The organism is Streptosporangium sp. NPDC001681, from assembly GCF_040298085.1.
GTDB lineage: Bacteria > Actinomycetota > Actinomycetes > Streptosporangiales > Streptosporangiaceae > Streptosporangium.
Genome location: NZ_JBEOZN010000134.1, coordinates 1 through 26,082 on the forward strand (window position 1 = coordinate 1; position 26,082 = coordinate 26,082).

The following is a 26,082-nucleotide window of genomic DNA, read 5'->3' on the forward strand; positions in this document are numbered from 1 at the left end:
TGTCTGCGGGACATGAATCCCTCCTCGACCTCGGCTTCCACAGCAAGAGGGGGAGAGCGCCCCACGGGCAACGCCACCCTAATCCAGCCGTTGCCCCTAAGCCCCCAAAAGCCACACGCCACGCGGACGCCCCCCCGGAACGCCCCGGGCCGGATTCCGGTCCTACCGACCTGTGCCGGCAGGGGCGCCGAGCTTCCGATCCGTCCCCGGAAAGTCATGAAACCGGGACGCACTAACTGAGCTACCGACAAGAGCTGACACACTTAAATAAACGCCATTCTTCCTTGGCCCGAAGAGCAGGGCGTCCCGGCCGGGCGCCGGTTAATCTTCTGGACAAGCGTGTCCCTAGCCAGCGAAGGGATCTGATGAACGCGATCCTGGTGGCCTCCAACCGCGGTCCCGTCTCCTTCACCCTCTCCGAGGACGGCTCCCTGTCCATGCGCAGGGGAGGGGGCGGCCTGGTGTCGGGCCTGTCGGAGGTCGCGAAGGACCTCGACGTCCTCTGGGTCTGCGCGGCGCTGTCCGACGGCGACCGCGGAGCGGTGCGGCTGGCGCCCGGCGGCCGTCTCGATCAGGCGGGCTATGAGACCGGGGCGCTGCGCATGCTCGACATCCCCCCGGCGACCTTCCACCGCGCGTACAACGCGGTCGCCAACTCCACGCTCTGGTTCGTCCACCATCTGCTGTACGACACCCCCAACAGACCGCATTTCGACGCCAGGTTCCGCAGGGAGTGGGAGTCGTACCAGGCGTACAACGAGGCGTTCGCGGTGGCGCTGGCCGAGGATGCCCCGCACGGGGCGCGGGTGATGGTGCAGGACTACCACCTGAGCCTGGTTCCGGCCATGCTCAGGGGAGAGCGGCCCGACCTGCGGGTGGCCCACTTCTCACACACCCCGTGGGCCCCGCCCGAATACTTCAGCCTGCTCCCCGACGACGTCGCGGCCGAGGTCCTGGAGGGCATCCTGGGCGCCGACCACGCGGGTTTCCTGACCGCCCGCTGGGGCGGGGCGTTCATGGACTGCTGCGAGACCGTGCTCGGCGCCCGGGTCGAGCGCGCGAGCCGTACGGTCACGTACGGGGGCAGGACCACCCGGGTCGGCACGCACAGCCTGGGCGTGGACGGTAAGGCACTCTGGGCACGGGCCTCCGAGCCGGACGTGGAGTCGCACATGGCCGCGCTCCGCACCCAGGTGGGCGACCGCAGGCTGATCGTGCGGATCGACAGGACGGAGCTGTCGAAGAACATCGTCAGGGGTCTGGTCGCCTACCGGGAGTTCCTCTCGGCCCACCCGGAGTGGCACGGCCGGGTCACCCACCTCGCCTTCGCCTACCCGTCCCGGCACGACCTGCCCGAATACCGCGAGTACACCGCGGCGGTGCAGCGCTGTGCCAAGGAGATCGAGGACGAGTACGCCACCGAGGACTGGGACCCGCTGATCCTCAACGTCGACGACGACTACCCGCGCTCGCTGGCCGCCTACCGGCTGGCCAACGTGCTGCTGGTCAACCCGATCCGCGACGGCATGAACCTGGTGGCCAAGGAGGGGCCGATCCTGTCGCCGGGCAGCGCGCTGGTGCTGTCGCGAGAGGCGGGCGCCGCCGCCGAGCTGGGCGAGCACGCGGTGACCGTCAATCCCTACGACGTCTCGGCCACGGCCGCCGCGCTACACGAGGGGCTGACGATGCCCGAGGCCGAGCGTGCCAGGAGGGGCGCCCTGCTGGCCACGGCGGCGACCGCGCTTCCGCCGCACCGGTGGTTCGCCGAGCAGCTCGACGCTCTCGGATAAGGACGGGAAGTTTCAGGCCCTCATGAGATAGTTTTCGCGGCTATCTAATTTTTTTACCTACGGGGAGCCTGAATTGACCGCGATCGCTCCCGTCAGGCTGATCCGCGACCGCGCGACCTGGCTGATCTACCTGCAGCTAGGTGTCTTCGCCACCTATCTGTACGGCCTCAGCGCCGCGCTCCCGCTGCTCCGCATCGACCAGGGCATCTCCCAGGCGGTCGCCGGGCTGCACGGGACCTCGATGGCCCTGGGCGGCATCATCACCGGCCTCGCCCTCCCCTGGTTGACGGGGAGAATCGGCCGCCGGGCCGTCACCTGGACCGGGCTGGCCGGGATGAGCGTCGGCACGCTCCTGGTCGCGGCGGGCCCCACCGCGCTGCCGATCACCCTCTTCGGCTACGGCGTCGCCAGCGGGATGGCCTCCATCACCCTGTACTCGGGCATGGCCGCGCTCGACGACCATCACGGTCCCGCGGGCCCGGCGGCGATCAGCGAGGCCAACGCGGTCTGCGTGATCGTCGGCATCGGGGTCCCCTTCGTGGTCAGCGCCGCCGCGCAGAGCGTCTTCGGCTGGCGGGCGGCGCTACTGGTGCCCGCCGTGCTGACCGTGCTGCTCGCGCTGCTCATGGGGCGCGTCTGGATTCCGGAGCGGGAGGATGCGGCGGCCGGAACCGCCCCGGAGGCCGGGTCCCGCTTCGGCTGGCGTTTCTACCTGGCCGGGGCCGTGCTGTTCTGCTGCGTCGCGATGGAGTTCTGCTTCAACCTGTGGGCGGCCAAGCTGTTCTCCGACCAGACCGGACTGCCCGCGGCGGTGGCGGCGACCGCGGTCGCGGCGTTCACCGCCGGGTTGGCGGTGGGGCGGCTGGCCGGGGGGCGGTTGGCCCTGCGGGTGCCGCCGACCGTGCTGTTCATCGGGGCGCTCCTGGTCACCGCCGCCGGATGGGCGATCTTCTGGCTGAGCGGGGACCCGGTGTTCTCCTACGCGGGCCTGGCCGTATCCGGGCTTGGGGTCGCGCTGCACTTCCCGATGGCGCTGTCGCGGGTGCTGGCCGCCTCCGGCGGGCGGCGGGACCAGGCGTCGGCCCTGGCCTCGATCTTCGCCGGCCTGGCGGTGGGAAGCGGGCCGTTCCTGCTCGGCGCGCTGGCCGACGGGTTCGGCACCCAGCAGGCGTTCCTCATGGTCCCGGTCCTGATCGGGCTGGCCGTCGGAGGGCTACTGATCGGCTCCGGCAGGCGCGCCTGAGCGGGCCCGGCGACGGGTAACGCCCATCCGGCTGCGGCCCCACCCGCTCAGCGGGGCGCCTCTCCCTCGATGGCGTCGGCGATCGAGCCGAGAAGCTCCAGGACCCCCGGGGGCCCGTCCACCACGATGTCGGCCTCCACCTCGATCTCGGGCGACCCGCTGAACACCGTCACCCCCGGCAGCCCGGAGGCTCGTACCGCCGCGAACGCCGCGAGATCTCCCAGGTCGTCCCCGGCGAACAGCACGGACCTGGCGGCCCGCTCGCGCAGGAAGGCGCTCAGCGCCACCCCCTTGTCCATCCCCGGCGGGCGCAGCTCCAGCACGAACTTGCCCGGCTCCACCACCAGCCCGGCCTTGGCGGCCAGCGCGGCGACCGGCTCGCGCAGCGCCTCAAGCGTCGCCCACGGGTCGGCGGCCTGCCGGGTGTGCACGGCCATCGCCCGCTCCTTGTCCTCGACCCTGACCCCACCCCACCCCTCGACCAGCGCGGGGAGCCCCGCCCTGACCAGGTCGAGGCCCGGGTGGACGGGCGGCGCGGCCAGCGCACCCGCCTCCCAGCGTTCGAGGCCGTAGTGTCCGAGCACCACCAGGCCGGGAACGCCGGCCAGGGAGCCGTACTCGACGGCCGTGGCGGCCGGGCGGCCGGTCACGACCACCACGGCGCCGACCAGGCCGCCGAGCCTGGCCAGCACCTCGGGCCCACCAGGGTGGATTCTGGCCTCCGCGGGGTCGGAGACGATCGGGGACAGCGTGCCGTCGAAGTCGAGCCCGATCACCGCTCCCCCGGGGTCGGCCACGATCGCCTTCAGCCCGTCGGGCGGGTTCGCCGTCATGTCCGGCTCCTCTCCGTCTCCACCGTCTCATCGGCCCCGCCCTCCGGCGATCGCCCGCCTGACCGGTCGTACCCGGAGATCAGCCACGCAAGCTATCTTTTCCGGCTTCTCGGCCAATCCGGGCGCGCCTCATCAGTCCCACCCTCCGCGGTCGGCTGCCCGACCGGTCGGATCCAGCATCAGGGGCGAAAGCCCGTCTTCCGGGCGGCCCGGTCGCTCCGGCGCGTCTCACGGAGCCGGCGCAGGCGCTTGACCAGCATCGGGTCGTGGGCAAGTGCCGCGGGTAGCTCGATGAGCTCACTGAGCAGTTGGTAGTAGCGCGTCGCGGAGATGTCGAAGGCCTCGCGGACCGCCTGTTCCTTGGCGCCCGCGTGGCGCCACCACCGGCGCTCGAAGGCGAGCAACTCCCGCTCCCTGTCGGTGAGGGCACGCGACGCGGGCTCTCGGGCAGCCCCGCCGTCGGCACTGTCACCGGGGGTCGGCTCGGTGTCCATGGCTTCCTCCTCGGTCGGGGCACATGGCGATGACACCGCGCACACGCGGCCCGAAGTCAGAATAGTCCGGAATTTCGCGCTGTTCATGACGGATGCGGAGCCGTACAGTCACCAAGTGTGACCTCTGTCATCAGCCTTCTCACCGACTACGGACTGGAAGACGGCTACGTCGCCGCCTGTCACGGCGTGATCGTCGGAATCTCTCCGGAGTCGCGAATCATTGACGTGTGCCATCTGGTGCCTCTGGGAGACGTACGGCGCGGTGCGGCGATCCTGGCCCAGACGATCACCTACCTGCCTCCCGGCGTGCACGTCGCCGCGGTGGATCCCAGCGGCTCGCGCAGGGCCGTGGCGGTCGAGGCCGGCGACCACGTGTTCCTGGGCCCGGACAACGGGCTGCTGTCGTGGGCGATCCACGCCAGCGGAGGCGCGCGGGCCGCCTACGAGCTGTCCAACGAGGAGTTCTTCCTGCCCCCTCTCTCGCCGACCTTCCACGGGCGCGACCTCTTCGCGCCCGTCGCGGCGTATCTGGCGATCGGGCGGCATCCGGCCGAACTGGGGCCGGAGATCCCGATAAACCGATTGATCTCGCTGCCCGCGCCCACCTCGACGGTCCAGGACGACCACGCCGAGGGGGAGGTGCTGTCGGTCAACCGGCACGGCAACGTCCAACTGTCGATCGGCGCCGCCGACCTGATGACGCTGGGCGTCTCACCGGGAGACACCCTGGTGGTCTGGATGGGCGGATGGCGGCTCGCGGTGCCGTTCAGGGAGTCCTTCACCGCGGTCCCTCCCGGGGAGACCGTGGCCTTCATCGACTCGGTCGGACTGGTCGCGCTGGCGATCAACTCCGGCGACGCCTCCCAACGACTGGGCCTGCCGCCGGGAGCCCGCGTGCGTCTCTCACCCGCGCCATGACATGTGGGTCAGCGGCCGGCCCGCGGATTTCCGCCGGGCCCGCTCCCCGAAGGGGGGATGTTACCTAGCAAGCGCTTGTGTCATATTGGCCTTATGACCGCACCCGTGATCAACGGCTGGTTCACCGTGGACGGCGGCACCGCGCACCTGCTCGGCACCCGCTGCGCGGACTGCCGGACCGTCTACTTCCCGCCCCGGACGGGCTTCTGCCGCAACCCGTACTGCGACGGCGAGGACTTGGCGGAGACGCGCATGCCGCGCCGGGGCACCGTGTGGTCCTACACCAACTCCTGCTACCCGCCGCCCGCCCCTTTCGTGACCGCCGACCCCTATGTTCCCGTCACCCTCGCGGCGGTGGAGCTGGCGGAGACGGGGATCGTCGTGCTCGGCCAGGTCAAGGACCTCACGGTGGACGACCTGCGGGTGGGCATGGAGCTCGAACTGACCACGGGCCCGCTCGCCGACGGCCCGCTGGTCTGGATGTGGGGCGCCCCCGGCGCCCCCGGCACCGCAGCGGAGCGGCAGAACGGGGAGAGTCCATGAGCGACGTCGTCATCCTCGGCGCGGGAATGCACCCCTGGGGCAAGTGGGGGCGGCCCTTCGTCGAGTACGGGGTGGCGGCGGCCAGGGCCGCGCTGCGCGACGCGGGTCTGGAGTGGACGGACGTGCGGTTCGTGGTGGGTGCCGACACCATCAGGAACGGCTACCCGGGCTTCGTCGCCGGCGCCACCTTCGCCCAGGCCATGGGCTGGAACGGGGCGCGCATCGCCTCGTGCTACGCGGCGTGCGCCTCGGGCGCGCAGGCGCTGGACATCGCCAGGACCCGCATCCTGGCCGGCCTCTGCGACGTGGCGCTGGTCGTCGGCGCCGACTCCACGCCGAAGGGGTTCTTCGCGCCGGTGGGCGGCGACCGCCCCGACGACCCCGACTGGCTCAGGTTCCGGCTGCTCGGCGCCACCAACCCGGCGTACTTCGCGCTCTACGCGCGCAGGCGGATGGCCCTGTACGGCGACACCGCCGAGGACTTCGCCGCCGTCAAGGTGAAGAACGCCCTCGCCGGCTCGACGAACGAGAACGCCCGTTACCGCAGGACCGTCACCGCCGCGCAGGTGCTCGCCTCCCCCCTGGTGGCCGACCCGCTGCGGTTGATGGACATCTGCGCCACCTCCGACGGCGGCGCCGCGCTGGTCCTGGCCTCCGCGGAGTTCGCCCGCCGCCACGGCGTGAGCCGCCCGGTACGGCTCGCGGCCGTCTCCACGGTGACACCGTCCTTCCCCAGCACCGTGCTCGAACTGCCGGACTTCGCCACCGACTCCACCGCGGCGGTGCCGCCCCCCGAGCGCCCGTTCCGCGCCGCCATCGCCCACGCCGCCTACGAGGAGGCGGCCCTGGGCCCCGACGACCTGTCGTTCGCCGAGGTGTACGACCTGTCCACCGCGCTGGAGCTCGACTGGGTCGAGGACCTCGGCCTCTGCGCGCGGGGCGAGGCCGCGAAGCTGCTGCGCGCCGGAGACACCGCGCTCGGCGGCCGGATCCCGGTGAATCCCTCCGGCGGGCTGGCCTCCTTCGGCGAGGCGGTCCCCGCCCAGGCCATCGCCCAGGTATGCGAGCTGACCTGGCAGTTGAGGGGCGTGGCGGGAGCCCGGCAGGTGGAAGGCGCCCGGATCGGGCTGGCGATCAACCAGGGTCTGTTCGGCCACGGCTCTTCGATCATTGCCACAAGCTGACCATTCTTGACCCTCCCCAAAGCATGTCGCTGGATAGTCTCACTCCCGTTACTTTGAGTAGCCGCGCGCAGACGGTCCGTTCCAGAGGCCCCAGACACTGCCGCGATTTCCTTCCAGGGGGAACCACACATGATTCGTCGTCTTCTCATCACTTCCGCGTGCGTCGGCATCGCCGTCCTCGCACCGGCCGTGGCCGCTTCCGCGTCCACGTCCTCCACCACCTCCACCACCAAGGCCGCGACCAAGTCCGTGGCCAAGGCCAAGGCCGCCAAGGCCGACTGCTGCGGCGTCGGCGTCGTCAGCGCGCCGCTCGCCGTCGCCTGCCCGACCGCCGTGGTCGCGGCTCCCACCGTGGTCGCGGCTCCCGTGTACGGGGGCGGCGTCTACGGCGCCGGCGTCTACGGGGCCGGCTGCGGCGGCGTCTACGGCGGCGGGATCTACGGCGGCGGCGTCTACGGCGGCGGGATCTACGGCGGCGGCGTCTACGGCGGCGGCGTCTACGGGGGCGGCATCGGCGGCGGCATCCTCGGCGGCGGCATCGGCCGGGGCAACAACATCGTCGGCGGTGGCAACGTGATCAGCAGCGGTAGCGGCGTCGGCCACGGCGTCGGCATCGGCGGCCTCGTCGGCATCGGCGGCGTCGGCGTCGACATCCTCTAGTAGGACGGCATCCTGCCGTAGCACAGCAGGGCGCGGCCCCCACATCTCGTTGTGGGGGCCGCGCCTTCCGCTTCTCCTGACCCTGTTACGCGTGTGTCACGTCGTGGGTCTCGGCGAAGTGGCAGGCACTCGCGTGCGCGCTGCCCGGCCGGATCCGCAGCGGCGGCTCCTCGACGGCGCAGATCTCCGCCGCCTTCCAGCACCGCGTACGGAATCGGCAGCCCGACGGCGGGTTGGCCGGGGACGGCGGGTCGCCTTGGAGGATGATCCGTTCGCGCCGCTCCCGCCCCTCCGGGTTGGGCACCGGCGCGGCCGACAGCAGCGCCTGGGTGTAGGGATGGGCGGGCCGGTCGTAGATCTCGGTCTCCTTGCCGAGTTCGACCATCTTCCCCAGGTACATCACTCCGACCCGGTCGGAGATGTGCCGGACCACCGACAGGTCGTGGGCGATGAAGACGTAGGCGAGGCCGAACTCGTCCTGCAGCCGTTCCAGCAGGTTGACGACCTGCGCCTGGATCGACACGTCCAGCGCGGAGACCGGCTCGTCGCACACGATGATCTCGGGCTGGAGCACGAGCCCTCGGGCGATGCCGATGCGCTGGCGCTGGCCACCGGAGAACTGGTGCGGGTAGCGGTTGACGTGGTCGGGGTCCAGCCCCACGACCTCCAGGAGTTCCTGCACCCTGCGGCGCCGGTCGCCCTTGGGGGCCACGTCCCGGTGGATCTCGAACGGCTCGCCGACGATGTCGCCCACGGTCATCCGGGGGTTCAGCGAGGTGTAGGGGTCCTGCATGACCATCTGGATGTTGCGGCGGACCCGCTTGAGCTCGCCGCCCCTGGCCTGGGCGACCTCCCTGCCGTTGATCCTCACCGATCCCGAGGTGGGCCGCTCCAGCGCCATCAGGAGCTTGGCCAGCGTGGACTTGCCGCAGCCCGACTCCCCCACGATGCCGAGCGTCTCGCCCCGGCGCAGGTCGAAGGAGACCCCGTCGACCGCCCTGATCGCGCCGATCTGCTTGCGCACCACGACGCCCTGGGTCAACGGGAAGTGCTTGACCAGGTCACGAACCTCAAGGATCGGCTCACTCGTGGCTGCCATCGAGGACCTCCCTCCAGTAGTGGCACGCGCTGGCGCGCGTGGGGCCGATCTCGTACAGCGGGGGCGCGTCGGTGACGCAGTCGTTCTGGCGGTAGGGACACCGGGGGTGGAAGGAACAGCCCGAGGGCATGTCGAGTAGGTTCGGCGGCATGCCCTTGATGGCGAAAAGCTGCCGCCCCTTCCGATCGACCCTGGGAACCGAGTCGAGCAGGCCCTTGGCGTACGGGTGGGCGGGCTCCCGGTAGATGTCGTGCACGGGGGCCTTCTCCACGATCCGCCCGCCGTACATGACCGCGATCCTGTCGGCGACGTCCGCCACCACACCGAGGTCGTGAGTGATCAGGATCAGGCCCATGTCGCTCTCACGCCGCAGTTCGGCCAGTAGCTCCATGATCTGGGCCTGCACCGTCACGTCGAGGGCCGTGGTCGGCTCGTCGGCGATCAGCACCTCCGGGTCGAGCGCGATCGCCATCGCGATCATGATGCGCTGGCGCATCCCCCCGGAGAACTGGTGCGGGTAGTCGTGCACCCGCTGCCTGGCACCGGGGATGCGGACCCGGTCCATCAGCTCGATCGCCTTCCGCTCCGCGTCACGCCTGGAGGCACCCCGGTGCACCCGGAACATCTCGCCGATCTGGAACCCGACGGTGAACACCGGGTTCAGCGCGGAGAGCGCGTCCTGGAAGATCATCGCGATCCGCCGGCCGCGGATCTGGGAGCGTGCCTGCTCGGGCAGCCCGAGCAGGTCCGTGCCCCGGAAGCGGATCTCCCCTCGGGAGACGCGGGCCGGCGGCGTGTCGAGGATGCCCATGATGGCCTGTGCGGTCACCGACTTGCCCGAGCCCGACTCGCCGAGCACGGCGAGCGTCTCCCCGGGGTTCAGCGAGTAGCTGACCCCGTTGACCGCCCTGACCACGCCCTGCCTGGTCGTGAACTCCACGTGCAGGTCGTCGACGGCGAGCAGCGGCTCGCCGTCGGGAGCCTGGCCGGCCGGCACCACCGGTGTCGAGGTCTTCTTCACGGGTCCCCCTACCGCAGCTTCGGGTCGAGGGCGTCGCGGACGGCGTCGCCCAGCATGATGAAGGCCAGCACCGTCAGGCTCAGGAACAGTGCCGGGAACAGCAGCGGCCACGGAGCCTCCAGGAAACGCTCCCTGGCGTCGGAGATCATGAGCCCCCACGAGATGTCGGGCGAGCGCAGGCCCACCCCGAGGAACGACAGGCCGGCCTCGGCGGCGATGAAGGTGCCCAGGTTGATCGTGGCGACCACGATCACCGAGGCGGCCGCGTTCGGCAGGATGTGCCGGAACATGATCCTCGGCGCGGAGGCGCCGAGCGCCCGCGCCGCGAGCACGTAGTCCTGGCCCTTGGCGGTGATCACCGCCGCCCGCATGATCCGGTAGGTCATCGGCCAGGCCAGCACCGCCAGCGCGAGCATGACCGTCCACACGTTGCCCGTGCGGAAGATCGCCAGGATGAGCAGGGCGCCGAGGATCGACGGGATCGCGAAGAAGATCTCCGTGATCCGGGAGAGCAACGTGTCCAGCGCACCGCCCCTGAACCCGGCGAGGAGGCCGAGCAGACCGCCCACCAGCGCGGTGACGACCGTGGTGCTCAGGCCGACGACCATCGAGTTACGGGCGCCGTGGACGACGCGGGAGTAGACGTCGCAGCCGAGGTTGTCGGTGCCGAACCAGTGCACGGCGCTCATGCCCTGCCTGGCCTGGGCCAGATCGCAGGTCGCGGCGTCGAACGGGTTCACCGAGGTGAACAGCGAGGGAAACGCCGCCATGGCCACCAGGACACCGATGAGGACCGCCGAGCCGACGAAGAGCGGCCGGCGGCGCAGGTCGTACCAGGCGTCGGTCCACAGGCTCGCGGCCCTGGGCGGTTTGGCCGGCCTGGACGTTCTCACGTGCCTTCCCGGTCCACCGTTCCGGCGCTTCCTCACCGGGGAAAGGGCGTCACTCATAGCGGATCCTCGGGTCGAGCACGGCGTAGAGCAGGTCGACGACCAGGTTGGCCAGGATGTAGATCAGCACCAGCACCGTCACGATGCCGACGACCACCGGCTGCTCGCGCAGGTAGACGGAGGTGAACAGCTGCTGGCCGATTCCCGGCAGGTTGAAGATCGTCTCGGTGATCACCGCACCGCCCATCAACGCGCCGAGATCGGCACCGAGGTAGGTGATCAGCGGGATCAGCGCGTTGCGCAGCGCGTGCCTGCCGACGACCCGGCTCCTGGGCAGGCCCTTGGCCACCGCGGTGCGGATGTAGTCGGCACGCATGATCTCCACCAGGCTGTTCCTGGTGAGCCGGGTGAGGTAGGCGATCGACGTCCCGGCGAGCACGAAGCCGGGCAGCAGGTAGCTGCGCCAGCCCTCCGACACGCCCGCGACGGGGAAGAGGTCGATCCCGGCCTGCTTGAGCCGCACACCCAGCAGCAACTGGAGCACGAAGCCGGTGACCAGGACGGGCACCGAGATCAGCACCAGCGTGGCGGCGAGGATCAGCGAGTCACCTGCCCTGCCGTGGCGCAGCGCGGCGTACAGGCCGAGGCCCACGCCGATGACCGCCTCCATCACCAGGGCGGTCACCGCCAGGTTGATGGTCACCTGGAACTTGCCCGCCATGATGTCGCCGACCCCGACGCCGGCGAAGGTGGTGCCGAAGTCGCCGCCCAGCAGGCCGACGATGTAGTGCCAGTACTGCACCAGGAACGGATCGTTCAGGTGGTACTGCTCGCGCAGGATGCCGACGATGTCGGGGTCCATGCGCTTCTCGCCCGCCAGCGCCGCGATGGGGTCACCGGGCAGCGCGAAGACGATGGCGTAGATGAGCAGGGTGGCGCCCAGCAGGACTGGTATCGCCTGGATCAGGCGCTTGAGAATGTAGCGGTTCATCAGCTCTAGCGAGGGACTGCCGGGTTCACCCGACAGGGGATTCGCTTCCTTGGTAGGGGTCCTGGGTTCGAAACGGGCGGGGTTTGTCCGTCGCCCATCTCAGCCGAGGGAAGCGAGAAGCCGCTTCCTTTGGGGCGGAGGAGTCACTCAAGCCTCCCGTACGTGCCGGGGGGTATCTCGCGGACCGGCGGTTCGCGCGGTGCGGTGAGATCACCCCTGGGCTGCCGGTGGGGCCGGGCTCCCGCCCGGCCCTCAGCCGGTCGTCAGCCGGTCTTCTCGACCTCGGTCCACTTGATCTGGTTGAGCAGATCGATCTTCACGCCCTTGACGTTCTGGGAGAACGCGCCGTTGGTCCGGTAGAAGTACACCGGGATGTAGGGCATCTCCCTGATCAGGATGTCGTCGGCCTGCTGGTAGAACTTCAGGCCCTCCTCCTGCGTCCGGGCGGAGTCGCCCTTGGCGAGGAGCGCGTCGAACTCCTGGTTCGACCAGCCGGCGTAGTTGGCACCGGTCTTGATCGCGATGGTGGAGAAGATCGGGGTCAGGTAGTTCTCCGCCGAGGGGTAGTCGATCGCCCAGCCCATGCGGAACATGCCGCCGTAGGTCTTCTCGCCGAGCTCGTCGAGGATCCCGGCGAACTTCTCGAACGGCTTGACCTTCACCTCGACCCCCAGGTTGGCGCGGAGGCTGTTGGCGACGGCCTCGATCCACTCCTTGTGCGGGCCGTCGGAGTTGTAACCCAGTTCCAGGGTCTTGGGGCCGTTGTTGGCGGTGTACTGCTCGTTGGCCTTGGCCGGGTCGTAGACGCAGGCCGCGCAGGCGGCGGCACGATACCCGTCGAGCAGCGGGTTGATGAAGTCGTCCGCCGGGGCCCGCGTGCCGGAGAAGACCTTGTCGGCGATGGTCTCGCGGTCGATGGCCATGGAGATGGCCTCGCGGACCTTCACGTTCGCGTACGTCTTGTTGTACTGCATGGGGAAGCCGATGTAGGCGATGCCGGCGTCCGCCTGGTCCAGGTAGCGCTCGCCGAACTCCGACTTGGCCCTGGCGATCGCGGACGGGGGCAGCGAGTCGTGGATGTCGAGGTTGCCCGCGGCCAGGTCGTTGAACGCGGTCTCCGAGCTCGTGTAGAGCTTGAACTGGAGCTTGGTGAACTTCGGCTTCGTCCCGGGGAACTTGTCGTACCGGGTGAGGTCGATCGACTGGTCGGTGCCCTTGTTGAACGGCTTGTCGAACCGGAAGTAGCCCTGGCCGATCGGCTTCTTGGCGTACTCCTCGGTGATCCTGCCGTCGGCGCCGAAGGCCGCCTTGGGCAGCGGGTAGAACGCCGTGTAGCCCAGCATGGTCTTGAACTGGGAGAACGGCTTGCTGAGGGTGACCCTGAAGGTGCTCTCGTCGACGACCTTCAAGCCCTTCATCTTCTTGGTGGAGACGGTCCTGCCCTCACCCGGGTTCAGGTCGGCCCAGCCGTCGATCCGGCTGAAGAAGCCGTTGGCGCTCTGCGCGTTGTCCTGGTTGGCCGCGTAGTTCCACGCGTCGACGTAGTTCTGCGCGGTCAGCTTCTCGCCGTCGTGCCAGGTGTAGCCGGGCTTGAGGCTGACCGTCCACACCCTGTTGTCCTTCGACTCGATCGACTTGGCGACCTCGTCCACGACCTGCCTGTTCTCGTCGTAGCTGACCAGCGGCGCGAAGACGGCGGCCAGGACCTCCGCCCCCTCGGACTCGGTGGTGTCACCGGGGTAGAAGAGCTTCTGCGGCTCGCCGAGCTCCATCCGAACCGGCAGGTCGCCCGAGGCCGTACCGCCGCCCGAGGACGCCGAGTTGCCGCACGCGGCCAGCGCGAGGGCGAGTAGCGCGGCGCCGGCGGTGAGCCGCGCACCCTTGGTAACGCGCATTGCGGTAGATCCTCCTTTTTCAGGCTCGCGTCGACACGGAGATCCGCAGCACGAAGGAGGATCTTCTGGTCCCCGCCTCCCCGCCACCCCGGTCCGGGCACTGACGTCACACCGGCCGGTCGCGGCTGTCCCGCACCGCTCCACACCGATTCGCATCTGTGATGTTGCAGTTCGGTCACGCATGAGCCGGTTCGGCGTTGTATGTCCGCCAACTCGACGAAGCCAAGATCCCAGACGCCCCTAAAGAGGACATGCAGGGATACATATATCAATAACGGTCAGGCCAAACTACCCTCATGCCGACAGTGCTCGCATCCATTGCCTTTCCCTGCCCCCGAGCTGGGCCCACTCTGGCCGGGGCGCGAAAGAGCCGGTCGCTCGCAGGCGGAGCGCACAATTACCCTGGAACCTCTTTCCCGGAGATCCCGTCCAATGTGTGCGGCAGGACGCCGCCGCAGGCGCTTCATCCACCCACATCCAATAGAGTCCTTGCCATGAGCCAGCCGGAATCCGCGATCGCGGACGCCCAGGCGGGCGGCCCGAGTAACGGCACCCCAGAGCCGCTGGCCAAGCTCGCCGCGCGTTACGGACTTCGGCGTGCCATCGCACGCCCGAGTCTGCTCGTCTACCTACGCCAGCTGTGGGAACGACGGCATTTCGTCATGACGTACGCGACCTCGCGCAACGTCTCGAAGTACAGCAACTCAGCCCTGGGCCAGCTCTGGCAGGTCCTCACCCCGCTGCTGAACGCCGCGATCTACTTCCTGATGTTCGGCCTGATCCTGGGCGCGAGCAAGGGCATCACCAACTACCCGGCCTTCCTCATCACCGGGATGTTCGTCTTCACCTACACGCAGCGCTCGGTGAGCGGCGGCGCCAAGGCGATCTCCGGCAACCTGTCGCTGATCCGGGCCCTGCACTTCCCGCGCGCCGCGCTCCCGCTGGCCTACACGATCCAGGAGTTCCAGCAGCTCCTGATCTCGATGGGCGTGCTGTTCGCCCTGGTGCTGGTCACCGGCGAGCCGTTCACCCTGCTGTGGCTGCTGATCCCGGTCGCCCTGGCACTGCAGACGATGTTCAACGTCGGCGCCAGCCTGGTGCTCGCCAGGGTCGGCTCCACCGCCCGCGACCTGAACCAGCTGCTGCCCTTCATCATGCGCACCTGGCTCTACGCCTCCGGCGTCTTCTTCTCCATCGAGGACAAGGTGGTGGGGCCCAACGGTGCCGGCCTCCCCCAACTGGTCGCCGACATCATGTACTTCAACCCCGCCGCCGCCTACATCGAGCTCATGCGGGACCTGCTCATGCAGACCCACCCGCCCCGGCCCTACATCTGGGCGGTCTGCGTATTCTGGGCAGTGTTCGCTCTGCTCGGCGGCTTCTGGTACTTCTGGCGAGCCGAGGAGAAGTACGGCCGTGGCTGAGTTGACCGAGGAGCTGTCCCGAGTGAAGGCCGAGGAGCCCGCCGTGCCCAGCACGGACGTCAGGGTGCATCCCAACCCCGAACCCGCCAAGGACGCCCAGGAGGGCACCCCCACGGTCATCGTGGACGACCTGCACATCATCTACCGGGTCTACGGCGCGGCCAGCGACGTGGAGAAGGGCAACGCCGTCAACGCCCTGATGCGCCTCGTCAAGCGCCAGGGACGGCCGCAGATGAAGGAGGTGCACGCCGTGCGCGGCGTCTCCTTCGTGGCCCGTCACGGCGACGCCATCGGCATCATCGGCCGCAACGGCTCCGGCAAGTCCACCATGCTGCGCGCCATCGCCGGGCTGCTGCCCCCGCACTCCGGCGCCGTCTACACCAACGGCCAGCCCTCCCTGCTCGGCGTCAACGCCGCGCTGATGCGCGAGCTCACCGGCGAGCGCAACATCGTGCTCGGCTGCTACGCGATGGGCATGAACCCCGCACAGGTCAAGGAGAAGTACGACGACATCGTCGATTTCTCCGGCATCGGGGAGTTCGTGCAGTTCCCCATGTCCACCTACTCCTCGGGCATGGGCGCCAGGCTCCGCTTCGCCATCGCCTCGGCCAGGTCCCACGACGTGCTGCTCATCGACGAGGCGCTGGCCACCGGCGACCGCGAGTTCCGGCGCAAGAGCCAGGACCGGATCAAGAAGATGCGCGACGAGGCCGGCACCGTCTTCCTGGTCGCCCACAACCTCGACGTGATCGAGGAGACCTGCAACCGGGTCATCTGGTTGCACAAGGGCAAAATCAAGATGGACGGCGACCCGCAGACGGTCCTCGCTGCCTACAACAAGGTCTGATCGCCGGGCAAGATGAGGAGCGACCGAAAAGACGCTCCCATCGGAGGTGAATCGTGTCCACCCGGCCACCGATTCCGTACGACTTCCTGCCCCAGGTTCCCGCGCTGACCGTCGAAAGCGACGACATCCGCGACGGAGGGCGCCTGGCCCCGGCCCAGGTGTTCAACGACTGGGGATTCAACGGCCAGAACGTCTCGCCCCATCTGCGCTGGTCCGGCGCTCCCGAGGGCACCCTCGGCTACGCCGTGACGTGCTTCGACCCCGACGCGCCCACCGGCAGCGGGTTCTGGCACTGGCTGCTGTTCGACATCCCGGCGGACGTGACCGAGCTGGCCGCCGGCGCGGGGGCCGGTGACGGCGGTGTGGGGGTGCACGGCCGCAACGACTACGGCGTCACCGCCTACGGCGGCGCCGCGCCGCCCCCCGGATATCCGCACCGCTACATCTTCGCGGTGCACGCCCTCGACGTGGAGAAGCTCGGCCTCGGCGCCGACGCCTCGGCCGCCGTGCTGGGTTTCAACATCACCGCCCACACTCTGGCCCGCGGATACGTCGTCCCCGAGTACGAGAGCTAGCCGACCGGGCGTGACACGGGAGGCAATGGACTGACAGCGTGTTCGGTGTTCCGGTATGATTCGAACGTTGTTTCGATCCAAGGAAGCCGTCATGGAGTGGGGGCGCGCGATGCGAGAGCTGTCCACCGCGATCGACCACCTGTCCGTCGAGGACCCATCAGAGATTCCACGTCTCCAGCTCACCGAGCAGCTCATCGAGCTGCACTGGCAGATGGCCAGGCTCCAAGCTGAGATCGCCCGCCGCACCTCCGTGCGACGCCCGGGTCGCTGAGACGGCGGGGAGGCCGACCGGTTTCCCCGCCGCCACAGACGACGAACAGGTCTCGCGATATATCTTAAGTAGTCGTACACTCGCGTCATGACGTCTCATGACCCCGTTCTGCGCGCCTCCGACGCCGATCGCGACCGCGTGGCCGCGGTGCTGGGCGAGGCGCTCGCCACCGGCCGCCTGACCAGCGTCGAGCACGCCGACCGTCTGGACATCGCCTACCGCGCCGTCACCACGGACGACCTCGCCCCCCTCACCGGCGACCTGCCCGACGTCGTGGCCCCCGGCCGCGAATCCGCCACCGAGCGGCAGCAGGTCGGAGCCGTCTTCAGCAAGGTCGTACGTGGCGGGCGCTGGCTCGCCGGGCGGCACACCACACTGAGCGCCACCTTCGGCGCGTTGATCGTCGACCTGTCCGAGGCCGTGCTCCCCGGCAGGGAGATCACCCTGGAGGTCAACTCCCTCTGCGGCAAGCTGATCGTCAGGGTTCCGGAGAACGCCCACGTCATCGACGAGGTCAGCGGCATGTTCGCCAAGAGACACATCTCGGGCGGCCGGGGCGGCGAGGGCTCCCCCGTCATCCGGGTCGTCGGCCGGGCCACCTTCGGGAAGATCATCGTCTCCCGGGAGAGAACCGACTGGAATCTCCCCGGCACTCCCTGATCACCCCTGCGGAACATTCCGCTCCCGAGGCCGCCTACGATGCGGACAAACCATCCCGCACGAGGTGACCGCTTGCCTGAGACCAATGCTCCCGGCACCATGCCGATCGCCCTTGACGCGATGGGCGGTGACCACGCCCCCGACGAGATCGTGGCGGGAGCCGTGCGGGCGGTGCGAGAGCACGGGATCTCCGTCGTGCTCGTCGGCGCCCCCCGCCCGCTGTCCGAGGCGCTCTCCGACCACGACGCGACCGCCGAGATCCCGATCGTCCGGGCCGAGGAGGCGCTGGCCATGGACGAGGGTGCCCTCGCCAGCCTGCGCCGCCCGCGCTCCAGCATCGCCGTCGCCTGCCACCTCGTCCGGCGGGGGGACGCCTGCGCCGTGGTCTCCGCCGGGTCCACCGCCGGGATCGTGGCCACCGGAAAGCTCCGGCTCCGCGGCCAGCCCGGCGTGCTCAGGCCCGCCATCGCCGTCGCCCTGCCGACCAGGCCCACCCCGACCGTCCTGCTGGACGCCGGGGCGAACTCCGAGGTCAAACCCGAGATGCTGGTGCAGTTCGCGCACCTCGGCGCCGCCTACGCCGAGACGGCCCTGGGCATCGAGAACCCCAGGATCGGCCTGCTGACCATCGGCAGCGAGCCGGAGAAGGGCAACAAGCTCGTCAAGCGTGCCCACGAACTGCTGTCGGCCGCCCCCGGCCTCGACTTCTCGGGCAACGTCGAGGGCCACGACCTGCTCACCCGTACCGTGGACGTCATCGTCGCCGACGGATTCACCGGCAACGTGGCGCTCAAGACCATGGAGGGCAGCGTCCGCTACGCCTTCGCCGAGCTCCGCGAGACGGTCAGGGAGAGCCGGACGGCCAGGGTGGGCGGCCTGCTGCAGAAGAGACGCATCAGAGAGCTCTACCGGCGGCTCGACCCCGAGGTCCACGGCGGGGCCGTGCTGCTCGGCCTGAACGGCACCGTGGTCATCGCGCACGGCGCCTCACACGCCAGGGGGGTGAGCGCCGCCTGCGTGCTCGCGGCCAAGCTGGCCCACGAGGGCGTGGTGAACCGCATCGGCGAGCGCCTCGCCGCCGTCCCCCGCCCGCACCGCCTCTGGTGACACGTCACGAACCCCTGGCCACCACCCGCGCCGCCTCCGGTGACGCTGCGCGAACATGCCGCCAACCTGCGGTGATATTTGCGGCGCAGCAGGGGACGTATTCCACCGAATTCTCCGACCCCGCGTACCCTTGAGTCCCAGTCGATCGGCAGGGGGCCGTGTGGAGCAGGTGACACAGCGTGGGCTGACCTCGGCGGAGGTCGCCGAGCGCGTGGCCCTCGGGCAGGTCAACGACGTCAGGCGCCGATCGAGCAGATCAGTCTCGGCGATCTTCAGGGCCAACATCCTCACCCTCTTCAACGGGGTGATCGGCGTGCTCTGGGTGCTGATCATGATCTTCGGGGAGTGGCAGGACGGCCTCTTCGGCCTGGTGATCGTGGCCAACGCGGGCATCGGCATCATCCAGGAGCTCCGCGCCAAGCGCACCCTCGACCGGCTCGCCATCGTCAACGAGGCTCCGGTCAAGGTCCGCAGGGACGGCTCGGAGACCGAGATCCCGCCCCGGCAGGTGGTGCTCGGCGACCTCATCCTGCTCGCGCCCGGCGACCAGCTGCTGGTCGACGGCGAGACCGTTGACTCCGACGGGCTGGAGGCGGACGAGTCCCTGCTCACCGGCGAGGCCGACCCGGTGCACAAGCTACCGGGCGACGAGGTCCTGTCCGGCAGCTTCGTGGTCGCCGGCCGGGGATCCTACGTCGCGACCAGGGTGGGCGGCGACGCCTACGCGGCCAGGCTCGCCGAGGAGGCCAGCGCGTTCAGCCTGTCCCACTCGGAGCTGCGCGACGGCATCACCCGGTTCATCAAGTACGTGACCTGGCTGGTCATCCCGATCGGTGCCCTGCTCACCTGGAGCCAGGTCAGCAGGCGGACCGGCATCGGCGAGGCGGTCACCAGCACGGTCGCGGGCATCGTCACCATGATCCCCGAGGGCCTGGTCCTGATGACCAGCATCGCCTTCGCCGTCGGCGTGATCCGGCTGGGCAGGCGCCGCTGCCTGGTCCAGGAGCTCCCCGCGATCGAGATCCTGGCCCGGGTCGACACGCTCTGCCTCGACAAGACCGGCACGCTCACCTCGGGCGGCATGGAGCTCGGTGAGGTCCGCAGGCTCCGCGACGACCTGCCCGTGCCCGAGGCGCTGGGCGCGCTGGCCAATCTCGACCCCGACCCCAACCCCACGGCCCGGGCCATCCAGACCCGCCACCCCGACTCCCCCGGCTGGACCGTCACCGCCAAGGTCCCCTTCTCCTCGGCCCGCAAGTGGAGCGGCGCCGCGTTCGACGGGCACGGCTGCTGGGTCCTGGGCGCCCCCGACGTCCTCCTGCCGCCCGGCACCCCGGCATACACCGAGGCAGGGGCCCTCGCCGCCACCGGTCTGCGGGTGCTCGCCCTGGGGAAGGTCGCCTCGCTGCACGACCCCGACGACCTCGGCGCCATCGAGGCCGCGGCCATCGTCGTGCTCAGGCAGCGGGTCCGTCCCGAGGCGGCCGAGACCCTCGCCTACTTCGCCGAACAGGGCGTCACCGTCAAGGTCATCTCCGGCGACAACCCCGAGTCGGTGTCGGCCATCGCCACCTCTCTCGGCATCCCCGGCGGGGAGCGCGCGGTGGACGCCCGTACCCTGCCGGATGACAACCCCGAGAAGCTCGCCGAGATCATGGAGGCCAACACCGTCTTCGGCCGGGTCAGCCCGCACCAGAAGCGGCTGTTCGTCGGCGCGCTCCAGTCGCGCGGGCACACGGTCGCGATGACCGGCGACGGCGTCAACGACGTGCTCGCGCTCAAGGACGCCGACCTCGGCGTGGCGATGGGCTCCGGCAGCGGCGCCACCCGGGCGGTCGCCCAGATCGTGCTGATGAACGACAGCTTCGCCGGCCTGCCCTCCGTGGTGGGCGAGGGCCGGCGGGTGCTGGCCAACATCGAACGGGTCGCCGGCCTCTTCCTCACCAAGACCTTCTACGCGATCGTGCTCTCCCTGCTCACCGGGGTCATCGGGCTCGCCTTCCCGTTCGCCCCCCGGCACTCCACGCTGATCAACGCGCTGACGATCGGCATCCCCGCGTTCTTCCTCGCGCTCGCGCCGAGCAACGAGCGCGCCAGGAGCGGCTTCGTGCCACGCGTGCTCCGGCTGGCGGTCCCCGCCGGGATCATCTGCGCCGCCGCCGTCTACCTGTCGTACTGGATCGCCCAGAGCGGGGCCGCCACCCTGGCGGAGAGCCGCACCTCGGCGGTGATCACGCTGTTCGTCGCCGCTTGGTGGGTGCTGGCCCTCGTCGCCCGCCCGTACGTCTGGTGGCGGGTCACGCTCGTAGCCTCCATGGCCGGCTTGTTCGCCCTCACCCTCGCCATCCCGTTCACCCGCGAGTTCTTCGCGCTCACCCTCCGCGACCCCGCCGCAGGTGGCGTCGCGGCCGGGCTCGGCATCGCCGCGGGAGCCGTGCTGACCGGCGTCTTCGCGGTCATGCGATCCCGCCGTACCGGGCCCGGCCAGGGTGATATCCAATCGGTTCAGGATCGGTCAACCGCTACCCTTGGAACATGACCGACCCGCAATTCGCCCTCATCGAGCGCGTCCAGCAGGCGCTGGCCGCGGCCTTTGGTGCCGAATACTCCGACGCAGACCCGCTGATCCGTCCCTCGCAGTTCGCCGACTACCAGGCGAACGTGGCGATGAGTCTGAGCAAGCGCCTGCGACGGGCCCCGCGGGAGGTCGCCCAGGAGATCGCCGAGCACCTCACCGGGCGGGCCGACGCCCCGTTCCCCGGCACCGTCGAGGTCAGCGGCCCCGGTTTCCTCAACCTGACCCTCTCCGACGACTGGATCACGGCACAGGTCTCGGAGATCCACACCGACCCGCGCGCCGGCGTGGGCGTGTCCGCCTCGCCGCAGACCGTCGTGATCGACTACTCCGCACCCAACGCGGCCAAGGAGATGCACGTCGGCCACCTGCGCACCACGATCGTGGGCGACGCGCTCGCCCGGGTCCACGAGCACCTGGGCAACAGGGTCATCCGGCAGAACCACCTCGGCGACTGGGGCACACCGTTCGGCATGCTCATCGAGCACCTGCTGGACATCGGCGAGGAGGCCGCCGTCGCCCAGCTGGAGGCCGGCGAGGGCAACGCCTACTACCAGGCGGCCCGGGTCAAGTTCGACACCGACCCCGAGTTCAACAGGCGGGCCCGCGCCCGGGTCGTCACCCTGCAGGCCGAAGAGCCCGAGACGATGCGCCTGTGGCACATCTTCATGGACGCCACGGTCCGCTACTTCAACAAGGTCTACGTCCAGCTCGGCGTGACGCTGACCAACGAGGACATCGCCGGCGAGAGCATGTACAACCACGTGCTCGCCCAGGTCTGCGACGAGCTGCAGGAGCGCGGCATCGCCGTGCTCAGCGACGGCGCGCTCTGCGTCTTCCCGCCCGGCTACACCGGCCGCGAGGGCCAGCCGCTCCCCCTGATGATCCGCAAGAGCGACGGCGGGTACGGCTACGGCACCACCGACATGGCCACGATCCGCTACCGGGTCCAGGACCTCAAGGCCGACCGCATCCTCTACGTGATCGGCGTGACCCAGTCGCTGCACATGTCGATGGTGTTCGACTCGGCCAGGTTGGCGGGCTGGCTGCCCGACCACGTCAGGGCGGAGCACATCCAGATCGGCAGCGTGCTGGGCTCCGACGGCAAGATGTTCAAGACCAGGAGCGGGAAGTCGGTCAAGCTTCTGGAGTTGCTCGACGAGGCCGAGACCAGGGCCGCCGGAGTGATCCAGGATCGCGAGTACGACGACACGGAGCGCGAGAAGATCGCGCACGCCGTCGGTATGGGCGCGGTCAAGTACGCCGACCTGTCGGTCAGCCACGACAGCGAGTACGTCTTCGACTTCGACCGCATGCTCGCCCTGACCGGCAACACCGGCCCTTACCTGCAGTACGCCCAGGCCCGCATCCGCTCCATCTTCCGCAGGGGCGGGGTGACCCCGGCCGAGACGACCGGAGCCATCGTGCTGGGTCACCCGGCCGAGCGCGCACTGGCACTTCAGCTTCTCCGCTTCGGCTCGGTGGTCGAGGAGATGGCGGAGAACTCGGCACCGCACAAGCTGGCCTCCTACCTCTTCGACACGGCGAGCGCCTTCACCACGTTCTTCGAGAACTGCCCGGTGCTGAAGGACGACGTCGAGGCCGCCACCCGTGCCTCGCGGCTCGCCCTGTGCGCGCTCACCCTGAAGGTCATGGAGACCGGCCTGGGCCTTCTCGGCGTCCCCGTGCCCGAGCGGATGTAACCTGTCCACCAGATGATCGTCTTTATTGGGAAAATCAAGGCGATCATCTGGCAAAGTCATGTTCGGCGCGCCTCCCCGCGGGGATGTCCGAAGCGCAATACGCTGGCGCGGTCATCGGTCACAACTTCGGGGAGTTCTCTGCCTTGAGCACGGACCTGACCGCGAATCCGCAGGCCGGGACAGAGCTGCACCGCTGTGCCGATGCGCTCCTCACCGACCTGGCCACCGGCACCGTCCCCACCGAGTTGCCGACCGGTTTCGCGGACTTGTCCGGCCACTGGCTGGCTCCGGCCATCGAGGCCCTCGTGCTGCTCACGCGCGGCGAGGAGGCACTTGAACCTCTGGCCCGCGCCGCCCAGCGCGACGAGCGACGGACCGCGCTCTTCCTCTGCCTCGCGCTCGCCGTCGCCGGCCAGGGCGACCGTATCCACGCCTCCTGGCTCGGCAGCGCCTTCGGGGACCTGTCCCTGGACCGCCCGGTGACCCACGGCCAGCGGGCTCTCTGGCTCGCCGCAGCCCGCGGGGCGTACGGCCCGGCAGGAAAGATCTTCGTTCTCCGCAGGCTCGACGCGGTGGCCGCATCCCCGGCATCCGAGCCCGACCTGTGGTTGCGCGCTCTGATCCCCGACGAGCCCTCGACCGTCGTGTCACCGGCTCTGGCCGGTTTCGCGGAGCTCGCCGAGCTCCCCGAGCTCGCCGTTCCCGTACAGGCCGCCGCCAGGCTGACCCACCTGCGCGACCGCTGCGCCGAGATCACCTCGGCCCGGGAGAGCGCACCCGGAGCGGGCGAGGAGACCGGGACCGGCCTGGGGGACCTCGCGCTCCTTGAGGCCGCGCAGACGGACCGCTCCGGCGAGTCCACGGTCGTGTGGAGCGAGGACGAGCCGCTGACCGTGCTCCGCCAGCTGATGGGTTCCGGCACCCCCGAACGGCCGGTGAGACCGCTCACCAGCCACCTGCTCAGTGATCTGCACCCGGGCTCCCATCCTTACCTGGCCGCGATCGCACTGCATGTGGCCGCGCCCATCGTGCGGTCTGCGGCGGAGAAGCTCGCCGAGGCCACCCGGGCCGAGGCCCCCGAGTCGGTCACCGTGCCGATCCTCGGCCACCGCGTGACGCTCCGTCCCGAGGGACCGGACCCCGATTCGCTGGGCGCCGCCGAGGAGCGCATCGTCACCGAGGGCACGCCGGTCCGCGGCCGGCCCTGGGCGGCCTACGTGCTGCTCGCCCTCGCCCCGGTGATCCTGGTGGTCGGGCTGGTCCTTCCCGTCCTTCCGCTCGCGCTGCTCGCGCCGCTACCGGCCGCGGAGGGTGGCTACCTGCTGTGGCGCAGGCGCAGGCGGGAGCGGGCGGACGCCGAATACGTCGTCACGCAGCTCTCCGAGCTCAGGGAGCTTGCCCAGGGCGCGGTATGGGCCCTGCATGACTACGCTCGCGAGTCGGAGAGCCGGGTCAAGACAGCGGCCTCCGATCTGGCCGAACTCACCCGGCTGCTCCGCCGGGGTCCCCGGGCGGGCTGACCGGCTCCGTTCACCGGGCGTTCTCGCCGACCCCAGGGTCGGCTGAGCTCCTGACCGGGGCACCGGCAACGCGCTGCCCGGCTCGGCCGCACGACTGCGGCGGGGACCGATCCCTCGGACCCCGCACGTCCAGGCCGCCGCTGAATCACCCGTTGGTGATCTCCACCTCGGCAGGGGCCAGCAGGAAGACCTTCTCCGCGATCCGCTCGATACGCCCTTCACAGCCGTACGCCAGCCCGGCGACGAAGTCGACCATCCTCGTGGCCTCGGCGGTGCTCATCCCGCTGACGTCCATGATGACCGTCTGACCCTCGCGGAAGTGTTGTCCGATGACCGGTGCGTCGTTGTACTTCATCGGCGTGAGCATCACGATTCGTGAGGGCTCGTTCATCGCGTGCCAGCGCTTGGCCGCGCGCTCCGAAGCAGACTGCCAGTCCTCGCCCTCGACCTCATCCTCGTAGTCGTAGGACTCGTCATACTGCTCGGCCCCGCCCAGACCAAGGTAGCTTGCCACCTTGCGCACTGCCCCCATCGGCTCGTCCTTTCGCCAGGACCACGCCGTACCCGGCCTGTCCCTACATCTTGGACGGTAACCGACGACCCGAAGTTCGCCATGCGACACGCCCAGCGCTTATTTCCACTTTGTACGGCTACCGCACTGGTCTGCCCGATCCCTGACTTTGCCCGATCCCCTGACTTGACTTCAACTGATATCTCCGGCGCCGCTAGCATCGCGTCATGCTCGTCTACACGGTCGATGCGTTTACCGACGAATTTTTCAAGGGTAACCCTGCCGGGGTCTGCGTACTCGGCAATCCAGTCCCTGACACCTGGATGCAGTCCGTGGCGGCGGAGATGCGGCACTCCGAGACAGCCTTCCTGCTCGAAGCGGAGGACGGCGGGCCGTACTCGCTCCGTTGGTTCACGCCGGTGACCGAGGTGGCCCTCTGCGGGCATGCGACCCTGGCCACGGCGCATGTGCTGTATTCCACGGGAACGATCCCAGAAACCCTCGAATTCTCAACGAAGAGCGGAATCCTGTCCGCGACCAGGGATAAATCAGGTTTAATCAGCATGGATTTCCCGGCAAAAGTACTCCAAGAGACGTCTCTTCCCGTGGGACTGATCGATGCGCTCGGAGTTAAACCTGTTTGGGGAGGAAAAAATGTTTGGGATTATCTCGTGGAGGTCGAGTCCGAGGACGCCGTGCTCGACACGGCCCCTGACTTTCGCGCCCTGGAGGCCGTCGACGCGCGGGGAGTCATCGTGACGGCTCGGGCTTCCAGACAGGGCGCCGACTACGTCTCCCGATTCTTCGCCCCCCGCGTCGGAGTTCCCGAGGACCCGGTGACGGGCTCCGCCCACTGCGCGCTCGCTCCCTACTGGTCGGCCAGGCTCGGTTCCGACAGCCTGGTGGGCGCCCAGTTGTCGCAGCGCGGAGGCGTGGTCCGCACGACCGTACGGGGCGACCGGGTAGAGCTGGCGGGACGCGCGGTGACCGTGCTCTCCGGCGAGCTCCACGCCTAGATCCTGTCCCCTGGATCCTTCGCCTGCCGCTCCTCGCCACGGCAAGATCCGGGGGAGAGGGACCAGGGGTCCGTGGCCTCTCCCGGTCCGTGAAGTCGTCAAAACAGAAAGGCTCCCACCGGCCGGCCAGGACTCTCCTGGAAAGCCCGAGGATCACCGGCCGACGGCCCGGATTCCAGCCGGCCGGCGGGAGCCCCGGCCTTTCGGAACCCTTCCCGGAAAGCACGAAGGCCCCCACCAAAGGTGAGGGCCCTCATGAAAGATTGTCCGGCGGCGACCTACTCTCCCACACCGTCCCCGGTGCAGTACCAT

Annotated in this window: 24 protein-coding genes; 16 read left to right on the forward strand and 8 right to left on the reverse strand. The window is 69.6% G+C overall.

Annotated features, from left to right (window positions below; all coding sequences use genetic code 11):
- Positions 1-365: 365 nt before the first annotated feature.
- Both ABT130_RS39010 and ABT130_RS39015 read left to right on the forward strand, forming a co-directional pair.
- Positions 366-1,790: an alpha,alpha-trehalose-phosphate synthase (UDP-forming) gene (locus tag ABT130_RS39010; RefSeq protein WP_350964310.1), complete on the forward strand. Its 1,425-nt coding sequence runs from the start codon at positions 366-368 to the stop codon at positions 1,788-1,790.
- A 73-nt stretch (positions 1,791-1,863) separates the two neighbouring features.
- A complete protein-coding gene (locus ABT130_RS39015) occupies positions 1,864-3,033 on the forward strand; it encodes an MFS transporter (protein WP_350964313.1) in 1,170 nt (389 codons plus the stop codon).
- Positions 3,034-3,080: 47 nt separating this feature from the next.
- On the opposite strand, the gene otsB is transcribed toward ABT130_RS39015, so the two are convergent.
- Both otsB and ABT130_RS39025 read right to left on the reverse strand, forming a co-directional pair.
- Positions 3,081-3,866: a trehalose-phosphatase gene (gene otsB, locus ABT130_RS39020; RefSeq protein WP_350964315.1), complete on the reverse strand. Its 786-nt coding sequence runs from the start codon at positions 3,864-3,866 to the stop codon at positions 3,081-3,083.
- Between the two features lie 179 nt (positions 3,867-4,045).
- Complete coding sequence (locus ABT130_RS39025; protein WP_350915603.1) at positions 4,046-4,360, reverse strand: DUF3263 domain-containing protein; 315 nt, start codon at positions 4,358-4,360, stop codon at positions 4,046-4,048.
- A 117-nt stretch (positions 4,361-4,477) separates the two neighbouring features.
- Between ABT130_RS39025 and ABT130_RS39030 the strand changes: the two genes are divergently transcribed.
- From ABT130_RS39030 to ABT130_RS39045, 4 genes are all read left to right on the forward strand, one after another.
- On the forward strand, positions 4,478-5,278 hold the full coding sequence (locus ABT130_RS39030) for an SAM hydrolase/SAM-dependent halogenase family protein (RefSeq protein WP_350915601.1): 801 nt from the start codon (positions 4,478-4,480) through the stop codon (positions 5,276-5,278).
- Between the two features lie 93 nt (positions 5,279-5,371).
- Positions 5,372-5,821, forward strand: coding sequence for a Zn-ribbon domain-containing OB-fold protein (locus ABT130_RS39035; RefSeq protein WP_350964318.1), 450 nt, complete (start codon positions 5,372-5,374; stop codon positions 5,819-5,821).
- Positions 5,818-7,005, forward strand: a complete 1,188-nt coding sequence (locus ABT130_RS39040; protein ID WP_350915597.1) for a lipid-transfer protein — start codon at positions 5,818-5,820, stop codon at positions 7,003-7,005. Before ABT130_RS39035 ends, ABT130_RS39040 begins: the two co-directional genes overlap by 4 nt.
- Positions 7,006-7,134: 129 nt before the next feature.
- The gene (locus ABT130_RS39045; RefSeq protein ID WP_350964320.1) at positions 7,135-7,665 is read left to right on the forward strand and encodes a hypothetical protein; all 531 of its coding nucleotides are present in this window, start codon (positions 7,135-7,137) and stop codon (positions 7,663-7,665) included.
- An 85-nt stretch (positions 7,666-7,750) separates the two neighbouring features.
- Here the strand turns inward: ABT130_RS39045 and ABT130_RS39050 are convergent, their stop codons facing one another.
- The 5 genes from ABT130_RS39050 to ABT130_RS39070 all read right to left on the reverse strand — a co-directional run bounded on the left by ABT130_RS39050 (position 7,751) and on the right by ABT130_RS39070 (position 13,561).
- The gene (locus ABT130_RS39050) at positions 7,751-8,764 is read right to left on the reverse strand and encodes an ABC transporter ATP-binding protein (protein ID WP_350964322.1); all 1,014 of its coding nucleotides are present in this window, start codon (positions 8,762-8,764) and stop codon (positions 7,751-7,753) included.
- Entirely contained in the window at positions 8,748-9,785 is a 1,038-nt protein-coding gene (locus ABT130_RS39055) for an ABC transporter ATP-binding protein (protein WP_350964324.1), read from the reverse strand. Before ABT130_RS39055 ends, ABT130_RS39050 begins: the two co-directional genes overlap by 17 nt.
- A gap of 8 nt (positions 9,786-9,793) precedes the next feature.
- Positions 9,794-10,678, reverse strand: coding sequence for an ABC transporter permease (locus tag ABT130_RS39060; RefSeq protein ID WP_350964327.1), 885 nt, complete (start codon positions 10,676-10,678; stop codon positions 9,794-9,796).
- A gap of 49 nt (positions 10,679-10,727) precedes the next feature.
- Entirely contained in the window at positions 10,728-11,666 is a 939-nt protein-coding gene (locus tag ABT130_RS39065) for an ABC transporter permease (protein ID WP_350964329.1), read from the reverse strand.
- Positions 11,667-11,929: 263 nt separating this feature from the next.
- On the reverse strand, positions 11,930-13,561 hold the full coding sequence (locus ABT130_RS39070) for a peptide ABC transporter substrate-binding protein (RefSeq protein WP_350964332.1): 1,632 nt from the start codon (positions 13,559-13,561) through the stop codon (positions 11,930-11,932).
- A 494-nt stretch (positions 13,562-14,055) separates the two neighbouring features.
- On the opposite strand from ABT130_RS39070, the gene ABT130_RS39075 reads away from it, so the two are divergent.
- The 9 genes from ABT130_RS39075 (at position 14,056) to ABT130_RS39115 (ending at position 24,243) form a co-directional block, all read left to right on the forward strand.
- Positions 14,056-14,985, forward strand: a complete 930-nt coding sequence (locus ABT130_RS39075; RefSeq protein ID WP_350915583.1) for an ABC transporter permease — start codon at positions 14,056-14,058, stop codon at positions 14,983-14,985.
- Positions 14,978-15,832: an ABC transporter ATP-binding protein gene (locus ABT130_RS39080; protein WP_350915581.1), complete on the forward strand. Its 855-nt coding sequence runs from the start codon at positions 14,978-14,980 to the stop codon at positions 15,830-15,832. Before ABT130_RS39075 ends, ABT130_RS39080 begins: the two co-directional genes overlap by 8 nt.
- 53 nt (positions 15,833-15,885) lie before the next feature.
- Positions 15,886-16,407, forward strand: a complete 522-nt coding sequence (locus ABT130_RS39085; protein WP_350915579.1) for a YbhB/YbcL family Raf kinase inhibitor-like protein — start codon at positions 15,886-15,888, stop codon at positions 16,405-16,407.
- A 91-nt stretch (positions 16,408-16,498) separates the two neighbouring features.
- On the forward strand, positions 16,499-16,678 hold the full coding sequence (locus ABT130_RS39090; protein WP_030925184.1) for a hypothetical protein: 180 nt from the start codon (positions 16,499-16,501) through the stop codon (positions 16,676-16,678).
- Positions 16,679-16,765: 87 nt separating this feature from the next.
- On the forward strand, positions 16,766-17,338 hold the full coding sequence (locus ABT130_RS39095; protein ID WP_350915577.1) for a DUF1707 SHOCT-like domain-containing protein: 573 nt from the start codon (positions 16,766-16,768) through the stop codon (positions 17,336-17,338).
- Positions 17,339-17,437: 99 nt separating this feature from the next.
- Entirely contained in the window at positions 17,438-18,445 is a 1,008-nt protein-coding gene (gene plsX / locus ABT130_RS39100; RefSeq protein ID WP_350916147.1) for a phosphate acyltransferase PlsX, read from the forward strand.
- Between the two features lie 160 nt (positions 18,446-18,605).
- Positions 18,606-20,984, forward strand: a complete 2,379-nt coding sequence (locus ABT130_RS39105; RefSeq protein ID WP_350915575.1) for an HAD-IC family P-type ATPase — start codon at positions 18,606-18,608, stop codon at positions 20,982-20,984.
- Positions 20,981-22,723 carry an arginine--tRNA ligase gene (argS, locus tag ABT130_RS39110; protein ID WP_350964334.1) on the forward strand — a complete coding sequence of 581 codons (1,743 nt, stop codon included), beginning with the start codon at positions 20,981-20,983 and terminating at the stop codon, positions 22,721-22,723. Before ABT130_RS39105 ends, argS begins: the two co-directional genes overlap by 4 nt.
- A gap of 143 nt (positions 22,724-22,866) precedes the next feature.
- A complete protein-coding gene (locus ABT130_RS39115) occupies positions 22,867-24,243 on the forward strand; it encodes a hypothetical protein (RefSeq protein WP_350964336.1) in 1,377 nt (458 codons plus the stop codon).
- 145 nt (positions 24,244-24,388) lie between these two features.
- Here ABT130_RS39115 and ABT130_RS39120 read toward each other — a convergent pair whose 3' ends face one another.
- Positions 24,389-24,775 carry a cell division protein SepF gene (locus ABT130_RS39120; RefSeq protein WP_030925173.1) on the reverse strand — a complete coding sequence of 129 codons (387 nt, stop codon included), beginning with the start codon at positions 24,773-24,775 and terminating at the stop codon, positions 24,389-24,391.
- A gap of 206 nt (positions 24,776-24,981) precedes the next feature.
- Between ABT130_RS39120 and ABT130_RS39125 the strand changes: the two genes are divergently transcribed.
- Positions 24,982-25,770 carry a PhzF family phenazine biosynthesis protein gene (locus ABT130_RS39125; protein WP_350964339.1) on the forward strand — a complete coding sequence of 263 codons (789 nt, stop codon included), beginning with the start codon at positions 24,982-24,984 and terminating at the stop codon, positions 25,768-25,770.
- Positions 25,771-26,082 lie beyond the last annotated feature (312 nt).